The organism is Antarcticimicrobium sediminis (assembly GCF_004348975.1).
In the GTDB taxonomy this organism is placed as follows: domain Bacteria; phylum Pseudomonadota; class Alphaproteobacteria; order Rhodobacterales; family Rhodobacteraceae; genus Antarcticimicrobium; species Antarcticimicrobium sediminis.
Map to the genome: position 1 here is coordinate 41055 of NZ_SMFP01000012.1, position 14527 is coordinate 55581.

At 65.9% G+C, this 14527-nt stretch carries 9 protein-coding genes; 3 read left to right on the forward strand and 6 right to left on the reverse strand.

Annotated elements, in window-relative coordinates; all coding sequences use genetic code 11:
* Window positions 1-33 precede the first annotated feature (33 nt).
* Window positions 34-912, forward strand: coding sequence for a CpsD/CapB family tyrosine-protein kinase (locus E1B25_RS16630; protein ID WP_132830646.1), 879 nt, complete (start codon window positions 34-36; stop codon window positions 910-912).
* Between the two features lie 224 nt (window positions 913-1136).
* Window positions 1137-2420, forward strand: a complete 1284-nt coding sequence (locus tag E1B25_RS16635; RefSeq protein ID WP_132830647.1) for a GumC domain-containing protein — start codon at window positions 1137-1139, stop codon at window positions 2418-2420.
* 88 nt (window positions 2421-2508) lie between these two features.
* On the opposite strand, the gene E1B25_RS16640 is transcribed toward E1B25_RS16635, so the two are convergent.
* Complete coding sequence (locus tag E1B25_RS16640) at window positions 2509-3873, reverse strand: oligosaccharide flippase family protein (RefSeq protein WP_132830648.1); 1365 nt, start codon at window positions 3871-3873, stop codon at window positions 2509-2511.
* A 261-nt stretch (window positions 3874-4134) separates the two neighbouring features.
* On the opposite strand from E1B25_RS16640, the gene E1B25_RS16645 reads away from it, so the two are divergent.
* Window positions 4135-5358 carry a glycosyltransferase gene (locus tag E1B25_RS16645; RefSeq protein WP_132830649.1) on the forward strand — a complete coding sequence of 408 codons (1224 nt, stop codon included), beginning with the start codon at window positions 4135-4137 and terminating at the stop codon, window positions 5356-5358.
* On the opposite strand, the gene E1B25_RS16650 is transcribed toward E1B25_RS16645, so the two are convergent.
* The 5 genes from E1B25_RS16650 to E1B25_RS16665 form a co-directional block, all read right to left on the reverse strand.
* Window positions 5355-7127, reverse strand: a complete 1773-nt coding sequence (locus E1B25_RS16650; protein WP_206338570.1) for a hypothetical protein — start codon at window positions 7125-7127, stop codon at window positions 5355-5357. The genes E1B25_RS16645 and E1B25_RS16650 overlap by 4 nt on opposite strands.
* Window positions 7124-8077, reverse strand: a complete 954-nt coding sequence (locus tag E1B25_RS22370) for a hypothetical protein (RefSeq protein WP_206338571.1) — start codon at window positions 8075-8077, stop codon at window positions 7124-7126. The genes E1B25_RS16650 and E1B25_RS22370 overlap by 4 nt, the downstream gene beginning before the upstream one ends.
* A gap of 67 nt (window positions 8078-8144) precedes the next feature.
* Complete coding sequence (locus E1B25_RS16655; protein ID WP_132830650.1) at window positions 8145-8840, reverse strand: 4'-phosphopantetheinyl transferase family protein; 696 nt, start codon at window positions 8838-8840, stop codon at window positions 8145-8147.
* Window positions 8837-13522, reverse strand: a complete 4686-nt coding sequence (locus tag E1B25_RS16660; RefSeq protein ID WP_132830651.1) for a MupA/Atu3671 family FMN-dependent luciferase-like monooxygenase — start codon at window positions 13520-13522, stop codon at window positions 8837-8839. Before E1B25_RS16660 ends, E1B25_RS16655 begins: the two co-directional genes overlap by 4 nt.
* Window positions 13519-14523 carry a glycosyltransferase family 2 protein gene (locus tag E1B25_RS16665; protein WP_132830652.1) on the reverse strand — a complete coding sequence of 335 codons (1005 nt, stop codon included), beginning with the start codon at window positions 14521-14523 and terminating at the stop codon, window positions 13519-13521. Before E1B25_RS16665 ends, E1B25_RS16660 begins: the two co-directional genes overlap by 4 nt.
* Window positions 14524-14527: the final 4 nt, after the last annotated feature.

The window sequence follows — 14527 nt, forward strand, 5'->3', positions numbered from 1 at the left end:
CGTTCGCAGGACCAAGCAGTTGGAGGATAGGGCGTGAGAGATTATCTTGATATGGACGTGGCCAGCAGTGAAAGCATGGTTCTGCCCTTGAACGAGGTGAGCGAAACGGAACGAATGACCCGTCAGGATCGAAAAATTTTTCGGCGCAAGGCCGCGCGCGGCCAAGGGAATGTGACGATGAGCATGAACGCGCCGGTTCGCAACCTGCCGGCAAGCCTGCCCGCGCCTTGGGATCGGCTGCACCGGGTGAAGCCGGGGCTTCTTGATATCAATGGCGGTCCTGCCGCGCTGGTCAGCCTGTTTCGTGAGGATCCGGCCGCCCGCGCCTTTGACCTGCTGCGCACCCGGCTGATGCAAACCCTGCGCGCCCGGGGCTGGAGCCGCGTGGCAATTGCCGCGCCGACTTCGGGCTGCGGCGCAACCTTCACGGCGGTGAATCTGGCGCTCAGCCTTGCCCGGGTTCCTGAAACCCGCACCGTCCTGATGGACATGAATCGCCGCAATCCCGGCGTTGCAAACGCGCTGGGTCTGCAGGGCGTCGGCGATATGGAGGGGTTCCTGCGCGGCGACGTCGCAACCGGGGATCATCTGGTGCGCTGTTCTGAAGGGTTGGCGCTTGGTCTCGCCGATGGACCTGATCGCAACGCTGCGGAAACGCTGCACGACCCGCGGTGTGCGCATGCGCTGGACGAGATGATGCTGTCGCTGAATCCGGATGTGGTTCTGTACGATCTGCCGCCCATTCTGTCGTTTGACGATGCGGCCGCGTTTTTGCCGCAGGTTGATGCGCTGTTGCTGGTCGCTGATGGCACCAAGACCACCGCCGCCCAGATTCGGTCCTGCGAAGACCTGCTGGGGGATCAGGGCGAGCTTTTGGGTGTGGTGCTGAATCAGGCCCGCAACTCCCACTGATACTCCGTCCGACTCTCTGGCTCCAATACTGGCCCCAGTTCAGGCCCCAGTTCAGGCCGCAGTCTTGGTCGCAGTCTTGGCTTCGGTCTTGGTCTGTGGCCGGGCAACTCCCCGGAATCGCCATAGTTTCGCCCGTTTGATATGGTGCCTAGACCGGGCAAGAAGCCCGGGTTACGGGCGGCATGTGGGCGCGACCAGCCCCGTGCGGTATTGAGGTAGGGTGCATGGGTTCGGTTCTTTCTTTGGCAGATTTTTTCGACTTGCTGCGTCGGCGCGCAGGTCTGATCGTGTTTCTGACGGGGCTGGGCGTGGCGATTTCGGTGGTCACGGCGCTGGAGCAACGCCATCTCTATCGTTCGGCCGAGGTGATTCAGGTGGTGCAGGCCAAGGTCGCAGGCGATCTGGCGCGCAGCACGGTCGAAGGGTCGGCGGCGCGGCGTCTGCAATCGATCGAACAGCGCGTGATGGCGCGCGACAGCGTGCTTGAGATCATCGCACTGCACGGGCTTTATGCTGATATCCCGGCGATGACACCGAACGAAAAGATCCAGATGTTGCGCAGCGCCGTCAGGATCGACAATCAGGCCGCCGCAGGCGGGGGCAATGGCCGCGACGGTGCGGTCTCGATCCTGACGGTCTCTGCCGAGATGTCGTCTGCACTTTTGGCGCAGCAGATCGCCCATGAATTCGCCGCGCGCACCATCGCGCTGAGCCGTGAGACGCGGCTGGAACAGGCGCGCGAGACGCTGGCCTTTTTCACTGCACGCGAGGAAACGTTGCGCGCGCAGGTCTCGCGGGTCGAGGATGCGATGGCTGCGTTCCGCAGGGATAACGATCTGGCGCTGCCCGGCACGCTAAGTTTCCGCCGGGATGAGATTGCCGGTATCAATCAGGAATTGCTGACCATCGCGCGGGAACGCATCCGTATCGAGCGGGCCGCCGTTCAGGCGCAACAGACCGAGCGTCAGGCCACCGCCGTGCGAAAACTGGCGGATTTCAATGCCGAACTGGAGACCTTGGACGCGCAGGTGCGCCTGCTGGAGTCCCGCAAGGTCGAACTGGAAAGCTCTATCGAGACCTCGCCACAGATCGAACGGCAACTTGGGGCCTATGAGCGCGAACAGGAACAATTGCGGGCGGAACTGGACGCGGCGGTTGCGCGTCGTACCGAGGCCGAGGTGGGCTATCGTCTGGAAACGCAAGGTCAAGGCGAACAGCTGACGGTGATCGAACCGGCCTCGATGTCCGACTATCCCTTTACGCGCAGCCGGACAAAGCTGGTCATCGCTGGCGCCATGGTCAGCGGTGTTCTGGCGCTTCTGGCTGCCTTTCTGCTGGATCTGATGAACCCGGTGATGCGCACCGCCGCGCATATGGAGCGGGATCTGGGGATCAAGCCGGTGGTCTCGGTGCCGCGGATGGATACCCGGTCGAAACGGCGCGGGATTTTGCGCCGGCTCTTTGGCCGCCGTTCGGCGCACCGGTCCCATGACAGGACGGTTTTCTGAGGCCGGATCGCGCCCGCCGCGTGTTGTAAGGTGCGTGCCCGTACAATCAGGGGCCCGTCTGTACAGTCAGGCAAGCCCCAAAACCTCGTCAGGAGATCACTCCGATCAGACCGATCACCTCGTCCCAGTGCGCCCAAAGCGCGAGGGCACAAAACACGCCGGTCAGGCTCCAGAACACCAGATCGAGCAACGGGTCCCAGACCCGGTGGCGGCGTGCCAGCCAGACCAGGATCGGATAGGTGACCAGACTGGTCAGCCCCATCGCCAGAATTGCCCCGAACAGCCCGAACCAGATCACGCCGGTCAGGATCAGACCGATCTGGGCTGCGGCGCGCGCGCTTGAATAGATGAAATAGGACCGGCTGTCGCCTGCGGCCAGCGCCGCCAGATCATAGGTCGTGCCCAGCGCGGTGGGGGCCAGCGCGCAGGCCATCAGGGTCACGATCTGCGCCGAGGTCAGATATCGGTCGTCATACAGAAACTCGACCAGCGCCGGGCCGATCAGCGCCATCAGGATGGACAACCCGGCAATCCCCCCGGCCAGCCCGGCGCGCATCAGGCGCAGCTTGCGAAAGTTCTCCGGTGTGGCATGGGCGGGTCGGTCTCGATAGATCGGGATCAACATGCCATTGGCGACGGAATGGCCCAGCAGGGTGGGGAAACTGGCCAGAAAAAAGCCGATGTTGTACAGCCCCAGCATCTCCAGCGACAGGTAGCGGCCCAGGATGATCCGGTCGCCCTGGCTGATGAGGAACCACAGCGAGGTGCTCAGGAAAATCCATTTCCCGAATGACATCAGTTCGATCGCGATTTTCCGGTTCCAGCGAAAGCGGTTGCCGCGCCCGGGCAGAAACAGGTTGCACAGGATCAGCCGGGCAATCGCGTTGAAGATGCCGCCAAGGACAAGCGCCGCCACCGACTGGGTGATCAGTGCCACGATGACCATGCCGCCGATGCCGATGGCTTGGGCCACCAGCTCGACCACGGTCAGGCGGCCCAGCAACAGGTGGCGATGGGCGGTCTGCACCTTGGTCGGGACAAAGCCCGAGATGGCGGTGCCCAGCCCGGCAATCGGCAGGTAATAGGCGAGGTCCGGCTCGCCATAGAACTGTGCCACCGGCAGCGCCAGCAGGCAGACGAGCAGCCACAGCGCAAAGCCCCGGATCACCTGCAACACCCAGGCGGTGTCCAGAAATTCGGGATCGTCGCCGCGCGGATTTTGCGAAATCGCCGGTCCCAGCCCGATATCAGAAAACAGCGACAGCCCCACCGTGACCAGCGAGACCAGCGCCATCAACCCGAACGCCTCGGGAAACAGGATACGGGTCAGGATCAGGTTCGAGGCCAGCCGCAGCGCCTGCGTGCCGCCGTATTGCATCATCAACCACGTCAGGCTGCGCAGCACGCGCGCCATCAGGCCGTCGCCTTGAAACGGGGAAATCAATCTGTTCACGAATGGTGTTCTTTTTATTGTGCCACAGGGTGCCTCGCGCGCAGGCTAGGGTGCGGGCGCGGGGGGGTCAATCGACCTGCGGTCCTGCGGGGTATTGGCGCGCCCCCCTGTTTCGTCCGGGGCGGGAAATGCGCGCTCTGCCGGGCATTTCAGCCAGAGCTGAAACAATCGCGCGGCCGGTTTCTACGCCCTGCGCGGGATGCTTTCCTCAGGTCGCGCCAGAGGCTAGGAAGACAGTGTCCCTGTCTGAAAGTTGCGCCCGTGAAGATTGCATATGTGCTGAACACCTATCCCATGCCCTCGCATAGTTTTATCCGCCGCGAGCTGCGCGCGTTGGAGCGGGGCGGGGCGCAGGTGCTGCGACTGGCGATGCGGCGCAGCGCGTTGCCGCTGGTTGATGCCCAGGACCGGGAGGAGGAGGCGCGCACCACCTATGTGCTCGAGCGCGGCGCCGGGCGGTTGTTGGCGGCACTGGCGGGGCGGGCCCTGCGCCATCCGGGGCGCACATGGGCGGCACTGCGGCTGGCACTGCGGGTTGGGCGCGCCTCGCCGCTGGGGCGGGCGCGGCATCTGATCTATCTGGCCGAGGCGGCCGAGGTGGCCAATCGCTGTGAGGCTGCTGGCGTCGAGCACATGCATGCCCATTTCGGCACCAACGCCACCACGGTGGCGATGCTGGCCCATGCGCTGGGCGGGCCGGGCTATAGTTTCACCACCCATGGCCCGGAAGAGTTCGACGCGCCCGCCGCGCTGTCGCTGGGCGAAAAGCTGGATCGCGCCACCTTTTCCGTGGCGATCAGCCAGTTCGGGCGCAGCCAGCTTTGCCGCTGGGCCGCCTTTGACACATGGGACCGGATCAAGGTGGTGCATTGCGGCATCGAGCCGGGGGCCTTCGCCGATCCTGCGCCACTGCCGGGTGGGCCGCTGCGGCTGGTCACGATCGGGCGGTTCTGTGAACAAAAGGGGCAGATGCTGCTGATCGAGGCACTGGCAAAGCTGCGCGCGGCACACCCGGGTCTGCATCTGACACTGGTCGGGGATGGGGAATTGCGCGGTGCCTTGGAACAGGCTGTCGCGGCGCAGGGGCTGGGCGACGCGGTGACCTTGACCGGCTGGCTGGACGAGGCCGGGGTGCGGCGCGAGTTGACGGCGGCGCACGGGCTGATCCTGCCAAGTTTCGCCGAAGGCCTGCCGATGGTGGTGATGGAGGCGATGGCCGCCGCCCGCCCGGTGATTGCCACCTATATCGCCGGCATCCCCGAACTTGTGCGCCCGGGCGAGACCGGCTGGCTGGTGCCTGCAGGCGATGCCGGGGCGCTGGCCGTGGCCGTGGCCGAGATGGCGACCACCCCCGTCGCCACCTTGGCGCGGATGGGGCAGGCGGGCCGCACCCGGGTTCTGGCGCGCCATGATGCCGAAGCCGAGGCGGCCAAGCTGGCCGGGTATATCGCGGCGGTTGTCGCCGCCGGGCCTGCAGCGCGCTAGTCTGACACGGGGGCCAGAAACGCCTTGATCGCATCCCAGCGGGGATTGTCGTCGGACAGGTGACGCAGCGCGCCCCAGCTGCCCCATTTGCTGGGACCGGCCACATCGGAAAACACGTTGAACAGCTGCCCCCCGGCCGCGTGCCAACCGTTGATCAGCTCGGTATAAAGCGTGCCCATCTCGGGTGTGTAATTGAGATGGATGAAAAAGTCGCTCAGCGCGTCGTCGTTCACCATCTCGCCGATGCCGACCAGATGGGTGCCGCCCTCATACATGATCAGATCAAGCCCGTGTTCGCGCGCGACTTCGGCGTGATAGGGAAAGACGGTGGTCACGATTTGGTTCAGCGTATCGTCTTCACTGCCGCTGCTCAGCCCGTCGCGCAGCTCGGCCCAGGCCAGCGCTGTGGCGACGTCGTATTGATGCGCCGCGACATAGGTCTCGCGCGCGGGCCCGGACAGCCCCTTTTTGTCCGCCGCCGCCTCCGCCAAGGCGCGGCTGTCCGCGATCCACTGGTGCACCATCGGCGCGCGGTCTTCCTTGCCCAGCGCATAGCCGAAATAGCCGGTGATCGCATAGGCGTCGAAATAGCTTGCGATCGGCGCGCGCTCGGGTTGCTCGCGTTTCAGGTGTGGCGGGTCGAGGATATCACGTTCCAATCCCATCCAGCCGGTCTGGGTCGAGATCACGTTGATCAGCCGGGCGTCGGCATCGGCGCCATAGACATCGGACCAGATCGCTGCCACCTCGCTGGCGCGCAGGGCATAATACTGCACCCAGCCATTGTCCTTGCCCCAACGCTCGCGGGCCATGCGGTCGGCCCAGCGGGCCTGCTTGAATTGCCAGTTCCAGACCTCGTTCGAGAACTCCACATAGGCGGAGAGATCGTGCCAAAGCGTGTCATGCACCAGCGTGGCCAAACGACGGACATAGTCGTCATTGGCCAGATGCGGGATGTTGAACCAGCCGTCCACGCCCAGCAGGTTGGCCAGGTCGATCATCACCTCGGCCGGGACACCCCGCAGGGAATAGGTGTAATCGTCGATCTGTGGGCGATCAGCCCAGTGCATGACTTCAGAGTTGTTGGTCCGCATCCAGTCCATGAAACGCAGCGCGCCGAACCCGTCGAGCACGTGCAGGAAGTCGGGGTTGAACACCGCGCCCGCGTCGAACATGGCCAGGTTGTCTTCCTTCACGACGGTGATGTTGCGCAGGTAGTCGCCGGTTTTCTTGCGATCGGTGCGCTGGATGCGAATATCAACGAGACCGGGGTTGGGGGCATAGTCGAAGCGTATCTCGCCCTCGCCATAGTGGACATTGCTGACCTGGCCTTTGACCTCGAGGATGCCGTCGCCCTCGAAGCGCAGCACATAATGCCCGGCCAGCGTGTGCGCCTGCTCCGGCATCGAGGTCAGCAGCACCGTGCCGATCGAGCCGAGCTCAGGCGGGATTTCCATCGGCCAGCCGTTTTCGTCCAGATAGCCGGCCTGCGCCAGATCGTCATGATCGATCCCGCCCCATTTGCCGGGGAGATGCCCGATCCAGGGTCGCGCGGTTTTCATCACGTCGATAAAGGGCTGTTGCGTGCTCCAGTCGGTGACCGCGTTCAGCTCGATTGCCATCGGCACCGGGCCAATCGGCTGTGGTGGACCGTCCCCGGCGAGCAGCGCTTGCGCCTCCGGGGCCGGGGTCTCCTGCGCCAGGACGGGGGGCGCCAGTATGGCGCAGAAGCTGAGCAGAAGCAGGGCGAAACGGATCGGCGCGATCATGGGGCTACTCCGGTCTTGGGATAGGGGGTGACGACCTGCCAGACGATTTCTTGCATCAGCCGCGCGGCCTCGGGGCCGGGCGCGGTGGCCGTCGTGCCGTTGGCGCGGCTCAATTGGCGCGGCAGGCCCACGGGGCTGCGGCCATAAAGCACCGCATAATGGGTAAGCGCCACAAGGTAATGGCCCAGATCGTTCAGGTGGATATTGTCGCGGGTGCCTTTGGCGTCGCGACGAAAGAGGTCATCGCGGCTGTGGATATTCTCGACGCCGCCAGCGGCTTCAACCGCTCGGGTAAAAGCGGCCATGACTTGGCCCGCCGGGATGACATGGATCGGGCGCGTCGCCCCGCCGCCCGCCAGATCGGGCAGCAGAACCTTGTTTTCCCACAGGGTTTCCAGATCACCGTCAAGCCGGTTCAGCCAGCCTTCGGGATCATCCAGCCGGTGCCATGTCTCGTAAAGATAGACCCGCGTCGTGGGCGAGGCCTGCCGCGCCAGATCGGCCCAGTTCGACAGGTATCTGGCGCTGTCGTGGGATTTGATCGCATCGCGCAGCTCGACCATCTCGGTCAGAACCACGGCGTCATAGTCGCCCGACGCGATGGCCGCGCGGGCGGGGCGGAAATGCGGCGTGTCATTCTCGGCCTCGAAGCCATTGATCGCCACGTCCGGCTCCCAATGCTGTTTCAGCGAGGTGCCCCAGCCCAGTTGCAGCGCGTAGCGATGGCCGGGGCCCGCCAGTTGCGCCAGCATCGCCGGCATGTCGCGCCCTACCAGCGAGTGGCCAAGGTGATAGACCGCGATCGGCCCCTCGGGCGGCGCCAGCGGCGTGGCATAGGCCGCCGCGACGCTTGCCGCATCGGGCAGCCGGGGTTTGGACAAATACCACCAGACCAGTCCGGCGAGCACCGGCGTGGCAGCGATGAGAAAAACGAACGGGCGCAGGGTCATCGGGTGAAGGGCCTCTGGCGGTTAAATCGCATCGTTACCCCAGATCTAGCTCAGCTAGGGGCAGATTTCACGTCGCAATCCCCACTGCCGTCACGATCCGCCCGCCGCCGATGGCATAGCGGCCCGACAGGCGGCTTTCGGCCGCAAACGGGGCGATGGCGCGCAGGAACCGGGCCGAAAACTGGCCGGGGGCGTCTGTGTCGATGTCGATCTCCAGCGTTTGGAAATCGAACAGGGTGTGGCTCAGCGGGTATTGCGCCTTATAGGCGGCCTCTTTGGCGGAAAAGATCAGCTTTGCCCTAAGGCCGCGTTGGTCCGGCGGCAGGGCCGCAAGATGGTTCAATTCAGCTCCGGTGCAGATGGTTTCGAACAGATCCGGCTCCAGTGGCGCGGCCTCTTCCAGATCAAGCCCAAGCGCCTGCATGTCGCGGCGATATGCCAGCGCGGCGAGACAGGCCCCGGCGCCGTGGGTGATGGTTCCGACCAGCCCCTCGGGCCAGATCGGGGCGCGGTCAGCCCCATGCAGGACCGGGGCCGGGGGCGCGCCCAGTTGCACCATGGCGCGCCGCGCCGCCGCGCGCCCGGCATCGAATTCGCGCAACCGGGCGGGCCGGGCCCCGGACAGCGCGGCCCGCTCTTGCGGCAGGGCGGGAGGCTGCGCTGCGTTTGGATCGGTGGCGACCAGCGCGACCGTGCCCGGCAGCAGCGGGCGCGCGAGCGTCCAAGCCTGCGATTCACGGCAGAGGGTCGCCACCGCGCTCATTCCGCGCGCATCCGCCGCCGGTCGCGCATCGCCCGGCGTTTCGAGATGGTCTCGCTGCGGTCCTGCTCGGGCTGCACCGGCGGTTCGGGGGCGGGGTCGCTGCCCGCGTTCAGATGCGCCGTCAGCCCGCCCAAGGTAGGAAAGCGGAAGATGTCGGTGATCGACAGGTCCGGCCGCGCCAGCGCCGTGCGGATTTCCCGATGCGCCTGCACCGCCAGCAGGGAATGGCCGCCAAGGGCAAAGAAATTATCCTCGGCCCGCAGGCTGGCGGGATCGAGCCCGAGGATGGCGCCCCAGACCGCCGCGATCCGGGTTTGTGCCCCATCCCCTGTGGCGGTATTCGCGACAGCCGTCGCCGGGATCGCGCCGCCAGCCGGTGCGGAAGCAGGCCCGGAATTTGGGCGCGGCGCGCGCGCCGGGGCCGGGTCGGGCAGCGCCTTGCGGTCGATCTTTTTGTTCGGGGTCAGCGGAAAGGCGTCGAGCCGGGTGATCCGGGTCGGGACCATGACCTCGGGCAGGTGGCGGGCCAGTTCCTTGCGCAGGGCGGGCTCGTCCACCGGGGTGTCGGATGTGACATAGGCCAGCAAGCGTTGATCGCCCGCCGCGCCGCTCCGTGCGATGACTACCGCGCCGGTGATGCCGGGGTGGGCGGCAAGTGCCGTCTCGATCTCGCCCAACTCGATGCGCTGGCCACGAATCTTGACCTGATGGTCGGTGCGGCCAAGGAAATCGAGCTTGCCATCTGCCCGCCAGCGCACCAGATCGCCGGTGCGATACATGCGCAGCGGGTGAGGGCCGGCAAGTCCGATCTCGGGGCCGAACGGGTCGGGCGGGAACCGCTCCGCCGTCATCTCGGTGCGTTGCCAATAGCCGCGCGTCACACCGGCACCGCCGATGCACAGCTCTCCCGGGACGCCGATGGGGGCGGGACGTCCGGCGGGGTCAAGCACATAGACAGCGGTATTGGCGATCGGGGTGCCGACATTGACGATGCCGCGCGCCTGCGCGCCGACCGTCTCGCAGGTGGACCAGATCGTGGTTTCTGTCGGCCCGTACATGTTGAGGATGCGCGCGCTGGTGCATTCACGCAGATCCGCGACCAGATCACCGGGCAGCGCCTCGCCGCCCAGCAACAGGTGTTTCACCCGCCCCAGCGCCAGCCGCGCCTCGTCATTTATGGCGATCATCCGCGCCATGCTCGGCGTGCATTGCATATGCGTCACGTCATGGCGCAGGATCTGCGCGGCAAGCGAAAAGTCGTCGGCCTCGGGCGCGCTGGGCGCATTGGCACGCGCCAGCACCTCGGCCAGCGGTTTCAGCCCCTCCAGCACCAGATCGGGGGCGATGCCATAGTCGATCAGGCAGGCGATCTCGTCGACCCCGATCCGCTTGAGCTGTTCAACCCGCGCCAGCCCGTCCGCGACGGTGCCGAACAGGCCGGAGTCCTCGAAATACCGCTCGAAGGCGAAATCGAGGATCGCTTCCAGCTCCTCTTCGCTCAATACGCCGAGATCCATTTCAAAGGCATTGGTCACGCCCTTGGGTTTCTTGAAGGCGGGAAAGGCCCAGGCGTATTGCTTGATCAGCCCGGCGGCGGCGCGCAGATAGTCCTTCATCGGGCCGCGCGCGACCTGTTCTGCCTGCTCGCGGGTGTCGGCCAGATAGCTGTGCAGCATCAGGGTGACGGTAAAATCGGCCGGATCATGGCCGTTTTCGCGCAGCGCGGCGTGATACAGGCGGATCTTTTCGCCCACCTCGTCGACGGATTGGCCCAGCAGGTGGGTCAGTACATTGGCACCGATCGCCCCGGCCTCTTTCCAGGTTTCGGGATTGCCGGCGGTGGTGACCCAGACCGACAGCTCTTTTGACACCGGGCGCGGCTGGGTGACGACGGAATGCATCGTGCCGTCGGCCTTGGGAAACTCGACCGCCTCGCCGCGCCAGAGCTTGCGCAGGGTCTCGATGGTGGCGAACATCGCTGGCTTGTTGTTGGGCGGCGTGTTCTCGGGGCGCAGGATGAAATCATCCGGTTGCCAGCCCGAGGCGATGCCAATGGCGGCGCGCCCGTTGGTCAGGTTGTCGATCACCGCCCATTCCTCGGCAATCCGCGCCGGGTGGTGCAGCGGCGCGACGCAGCTGCCTGCGCGCACGGCGATATTTTGCGTCACCGCCGCCACCGCCGCGCCCGTGACCGCAGGGTTGGGATAGGGGCCGCCAAAGGCGTGAAAATGCCGCTCTGGCGTCCAGACCGCGTTGAACCCGTGCGTATCGGCGAATTTCGCGCCCTCGAGCAAAAGCTCGTATTTCTTTGGCCCGACGCCGTCGTCATTGCCCCAGTACATCAGGTTGAAATCAATATGACGCTCGCTCACTGCCAGCGGCCCACGCGACACCACGGCGCGGTTTTCCTCGCCCGAGAGCACCAGCTTGAAGCCGCGCGCCAAGGTCCAGAACAGCTCCAGCACCGAGATGTCAAATCCCAGCGAGGTGACGGCGAACCATGTGCCGTTTTCGGGCACGCCGATGCGCGCATCCATACCGGCAAAGAAATTGGCCACGTTGCGATGTTCGACCATCACCCCCTTGGGCAGGCCGGTGGAGCCGGAGGTATAGATCAGATAGGCCAGATCGGCCCCGGTCGCGCCGCCATCGACCCGCGCGGCCTGTTCGCCGTTGCCGTCAAACACGACGATCTTGGCCTCGGTCGTGGGCAGATCTGCGCGCAGAGTGGCGTCTGTCACGATCACCGCCGCAGCGCTGTCGCTGATGTAATGGGCGATGCGGTCGGCGGGATAGGCGGGGTCAAGCGGCACATAGGCGCCCCCGGCCTTGAGGATCGCCAGCGCCGCGATCACCATCTCGGGGCTGCGACGCAAGTACAGGCCGACATGCGCCCCCGGTGCCACGCCCTTGTCGCGCAGGCGTGCGGCCAGTGCATTGGCCCGCGCGTCGAGCTGGGCATAGCTTAGCGCGCGATCCTCGAAGACAATCGCGGTGGCCTCGGGGGTCTTGGCCACCTGCGCCTCGATCGCGCCATGCAGGGTCAGATCGGGGTCGAACTCCTGCGCGGTGTCGTTCCAGCTTACCAGCGTTTTGCGCCGTTCCGAGGCGGGTAGGATGTCGAGCGCGCCCAATTCGCTGTCTTCCGCGGCCTGTGTCACGGCCAGCATCGCGGCTTCCAACCGGCGCGCCAGCAGTTCGGCCGCGTCCTCGTCCAGTCGGGCGCGGTTCACATGCAGGCTGACCCGTTCGCCGCGCAGGCTCACGGTGGTGGTGCTGCCGGGTAGCGGGTCGGCACCGTCCAGCATTAGCGCGATGTCGGGGCCGCCGGTCCAGTCGATCTGCGGATCGCGGGCGATCAGGTCGCGGGCGAAGCCGGATTGTGCCGCCCGGGTGCGGACCTGCGCGAGGGTTTGCGCGGTTTCGGCCAGCGTTGCGTCCCGACGCAATTGCAGCGGCACCCAAGACGCGACATAGCCCGGCGCGGCAGCCTCGGCGGCGATCAGCGCGGGGTCACTCATCGCCAGATCGGCGGCCTCCTCACCGCTGCTCAGCAGCGCCCAGACCAGCACGGCCAGCGTGGCGCGTTCGGGGCTGATCCCGTCCGGGGTGGCGATGCGCAGCGCCTCCCATGTTTCGGGGCCTTGAGGCCCTTGGGCGGGGCGGGGGCTGGCCAGTGGCACCGAAACCGGGTGCATCGCGCAGAGCGCCCGACGCCAATGGCTTTCGTTCTTTTGCGTGGCGGCCAGCGCTTCGGTCAGGCGATGGGCCTCCTCGGTCTCGGGCGAAGGCAGGTGATCGCCCGGCTTGACCAGATCGGCGGGCTTGAGCATGCCCCCCTCGGTCGTGCGCAGCGCCGCCAGCCGCAGCGCGCCCTCGCCGGTGGCCAGCGTCAGGCTGTCGCCCGCGACCGTCATGACCGTGCCGGGCAGGCCGCGCGCCTCGCCCACCACCTCGGCCTTGCCGACCAGCAGCACACGGCCGTTGATCTCGATTTTCGGGCAAGCCAGCGGGTTGCGGTAACCGCCGAAATCCAGCGCCCGCACCAGCGTTGCCAGATGCGCCGCCGGGCGATGAAAATCCAACCGCGCCGCGGCCTCGGGGCGGGCATCGCGGGCAAAATAGCTGCGCAGGTTCAGATCCTGCGCTGTGCGCTTGGGCGCGCCGCTTTCCAACTGGGCGATCACGGTGGGGAAACTGTCCATCGCCGCGCCGTAGCATTTGGAGTTGAGCGAAAGTGCGGTGTCATCGGGGGCGATGGCAAACAGCGCCTGCGCCAGGATATCGCCCTCGTCGACGCCGCCTTCGATCATGTGCCAAGTGATGCCATAGTCGGTCTCGCCCGCGATCAGCGCCCAGACCGGGGCGTTGATCCCGGCATAGCGCGGTAGCGGACCATCGTGGAAATTGACCGCGCCGCCTGCGGGCAGGGCCAGCACCGCGTCGGGGATCATGGCCAGATTGGCGATCGAAAACAGCCAGTCAAAGCCGCCTTGTTCGAACCGCTCGGTCAGCGCGGCAATCGTCTTTTCCAGTGGCAGATCGTTCTGGCTGGCCCAGGCCCGAATCTCGGGGTCGCGTGAAACCACCGCGCGGATCTCGTGGCCGCGCTCGCGCAGGGCCTCGCCGCAGCCGACCAACAGGGATTCATTGCCAATCAATACACAGGAAAACGGGGTCATTTACGGTCCTCTGCCAAGGGGGCGGATACGGCGCGCGCCGGTGCGGGCGTGGCGGGCTTTCCAAATGAATAGGTGAACAGGTCGCGCAGAAAATGCTCAGGATCGGTCTGTGGTTTACGCTCAAGAAACCGACGCAGCAGCCAGATCGCCTGACCGGCAGCCCGGGCAAGCGTGGCGACGGCGGCATAGGCATGTCCGTGGTTCTTGGTGAAATAGTGTCGCCGCGATTCGAACCAATAGCCCGGCGTGCGGGTCCAGCGTTTCATCCCGGTCGAGGCCGAGCCCAGATGTGTCACCCGGCTTTGCGGCAGATACCAGCACGACCAGCCTTCCCGCGCGGCCCGCAGACACAGGTCGGTCTCTTCGAAATAAAGAAAGAATGTTTCGTCGAAACCGCCGATCTGCTCGATCATCTGGGCGCGCAGCATCAGGCTGGCGCCGGCGGTCCAGTCGACCTGCGTCTCGCCCTTTGGCTGGGGCAGGGGCACGACGGCGTGTTTCAATGCGCGCGAGATCAGGCCGGTGCGCGCCGCCGTCTCGAATTCCCCGGCAATCGAGGGAAAGCGAAAGGCGGTGCAGTGCGGCTTGGCGTCCTCGCCCTCGACATGGCTGCCAGCCAGCCCGGCAGTGGGGTGGGCGATCAGGAAATCGCGCAGATGCCGGATCGCCCCCGGTTCGGGGAAGGCGTCGGAGTTCAGCAGATAGTAAAACGCCGGTGTCCCGCCGGATGAGAGCCCCGCGCGCATCCCGAAATTCATCCCGGCGCCGAACCCGCCATTGCGCCCGGCGCTGATCACGCGCAGCCGGTTGCCTGCGGTCCAGCCCCGCGACGTGGCCGCCTGTGACATCTGGGCAAAGGAGCCGTCGCCGGAGTCATTGTCGACGATCACGACTTCGCCGGGAATCCCCTCCATCGCCGTCAAGGCGGCGGCGGCGGCCTTCAGCGTCAACTCGGGCGTGCGGTAGTTCAGGATCACGCATAGAACTGTTGGTTGGCTCATCGCA

Excerpts from the sequence above, each read along its gene's own strand:
- E1B25_RS16635 (WP_132830647.1), top strand. The coding sequence starts at position 1,137 with ATGGGTTCGGTTCTTTCTTTGGCAGATTTTTTCGACTTGCTGCGTCGG.
- E1B25_RS16650 (WP_206338570.1), bottom strand. The coding sequence starts at position 7,127 with ATGATCGCGCCGATCCGTTTCGCCCTGCTTCTGCTCAGCTTCTGCGCC.
- E1B25_RS16660 (WP_132830651.1), bottom strand. The coding sequence starts at position 13,522 with ATGACCCCGTTTTCCTGTGTATTGATTGGCAATGAATCCCTGTTGGTC.
- E1B25_RS22370 (WP_206338571.1), bottom strand. The coding sequence starts at position 8,077 with ATGACCCTGCGCCCGTTCGTTTTTCTCATCGCTGCCACGCCGGTGCTC.
- E1B25_RS16655 (WP_132830650.1), bottom strand. The coding sequence starts at position 8,840 with ATGAGCGCGGTGGCGACCCTCTGCCGTGAATCGCAGGCTTGGACGCTC.
- E1B25_RS16665 (WP_132830652.1), bottom strand. The coding sequence starts at position 14,523 with ATGAGCCAACCAACAGTTCTATGCGTGATCCTGAACTACCGCACGCCC.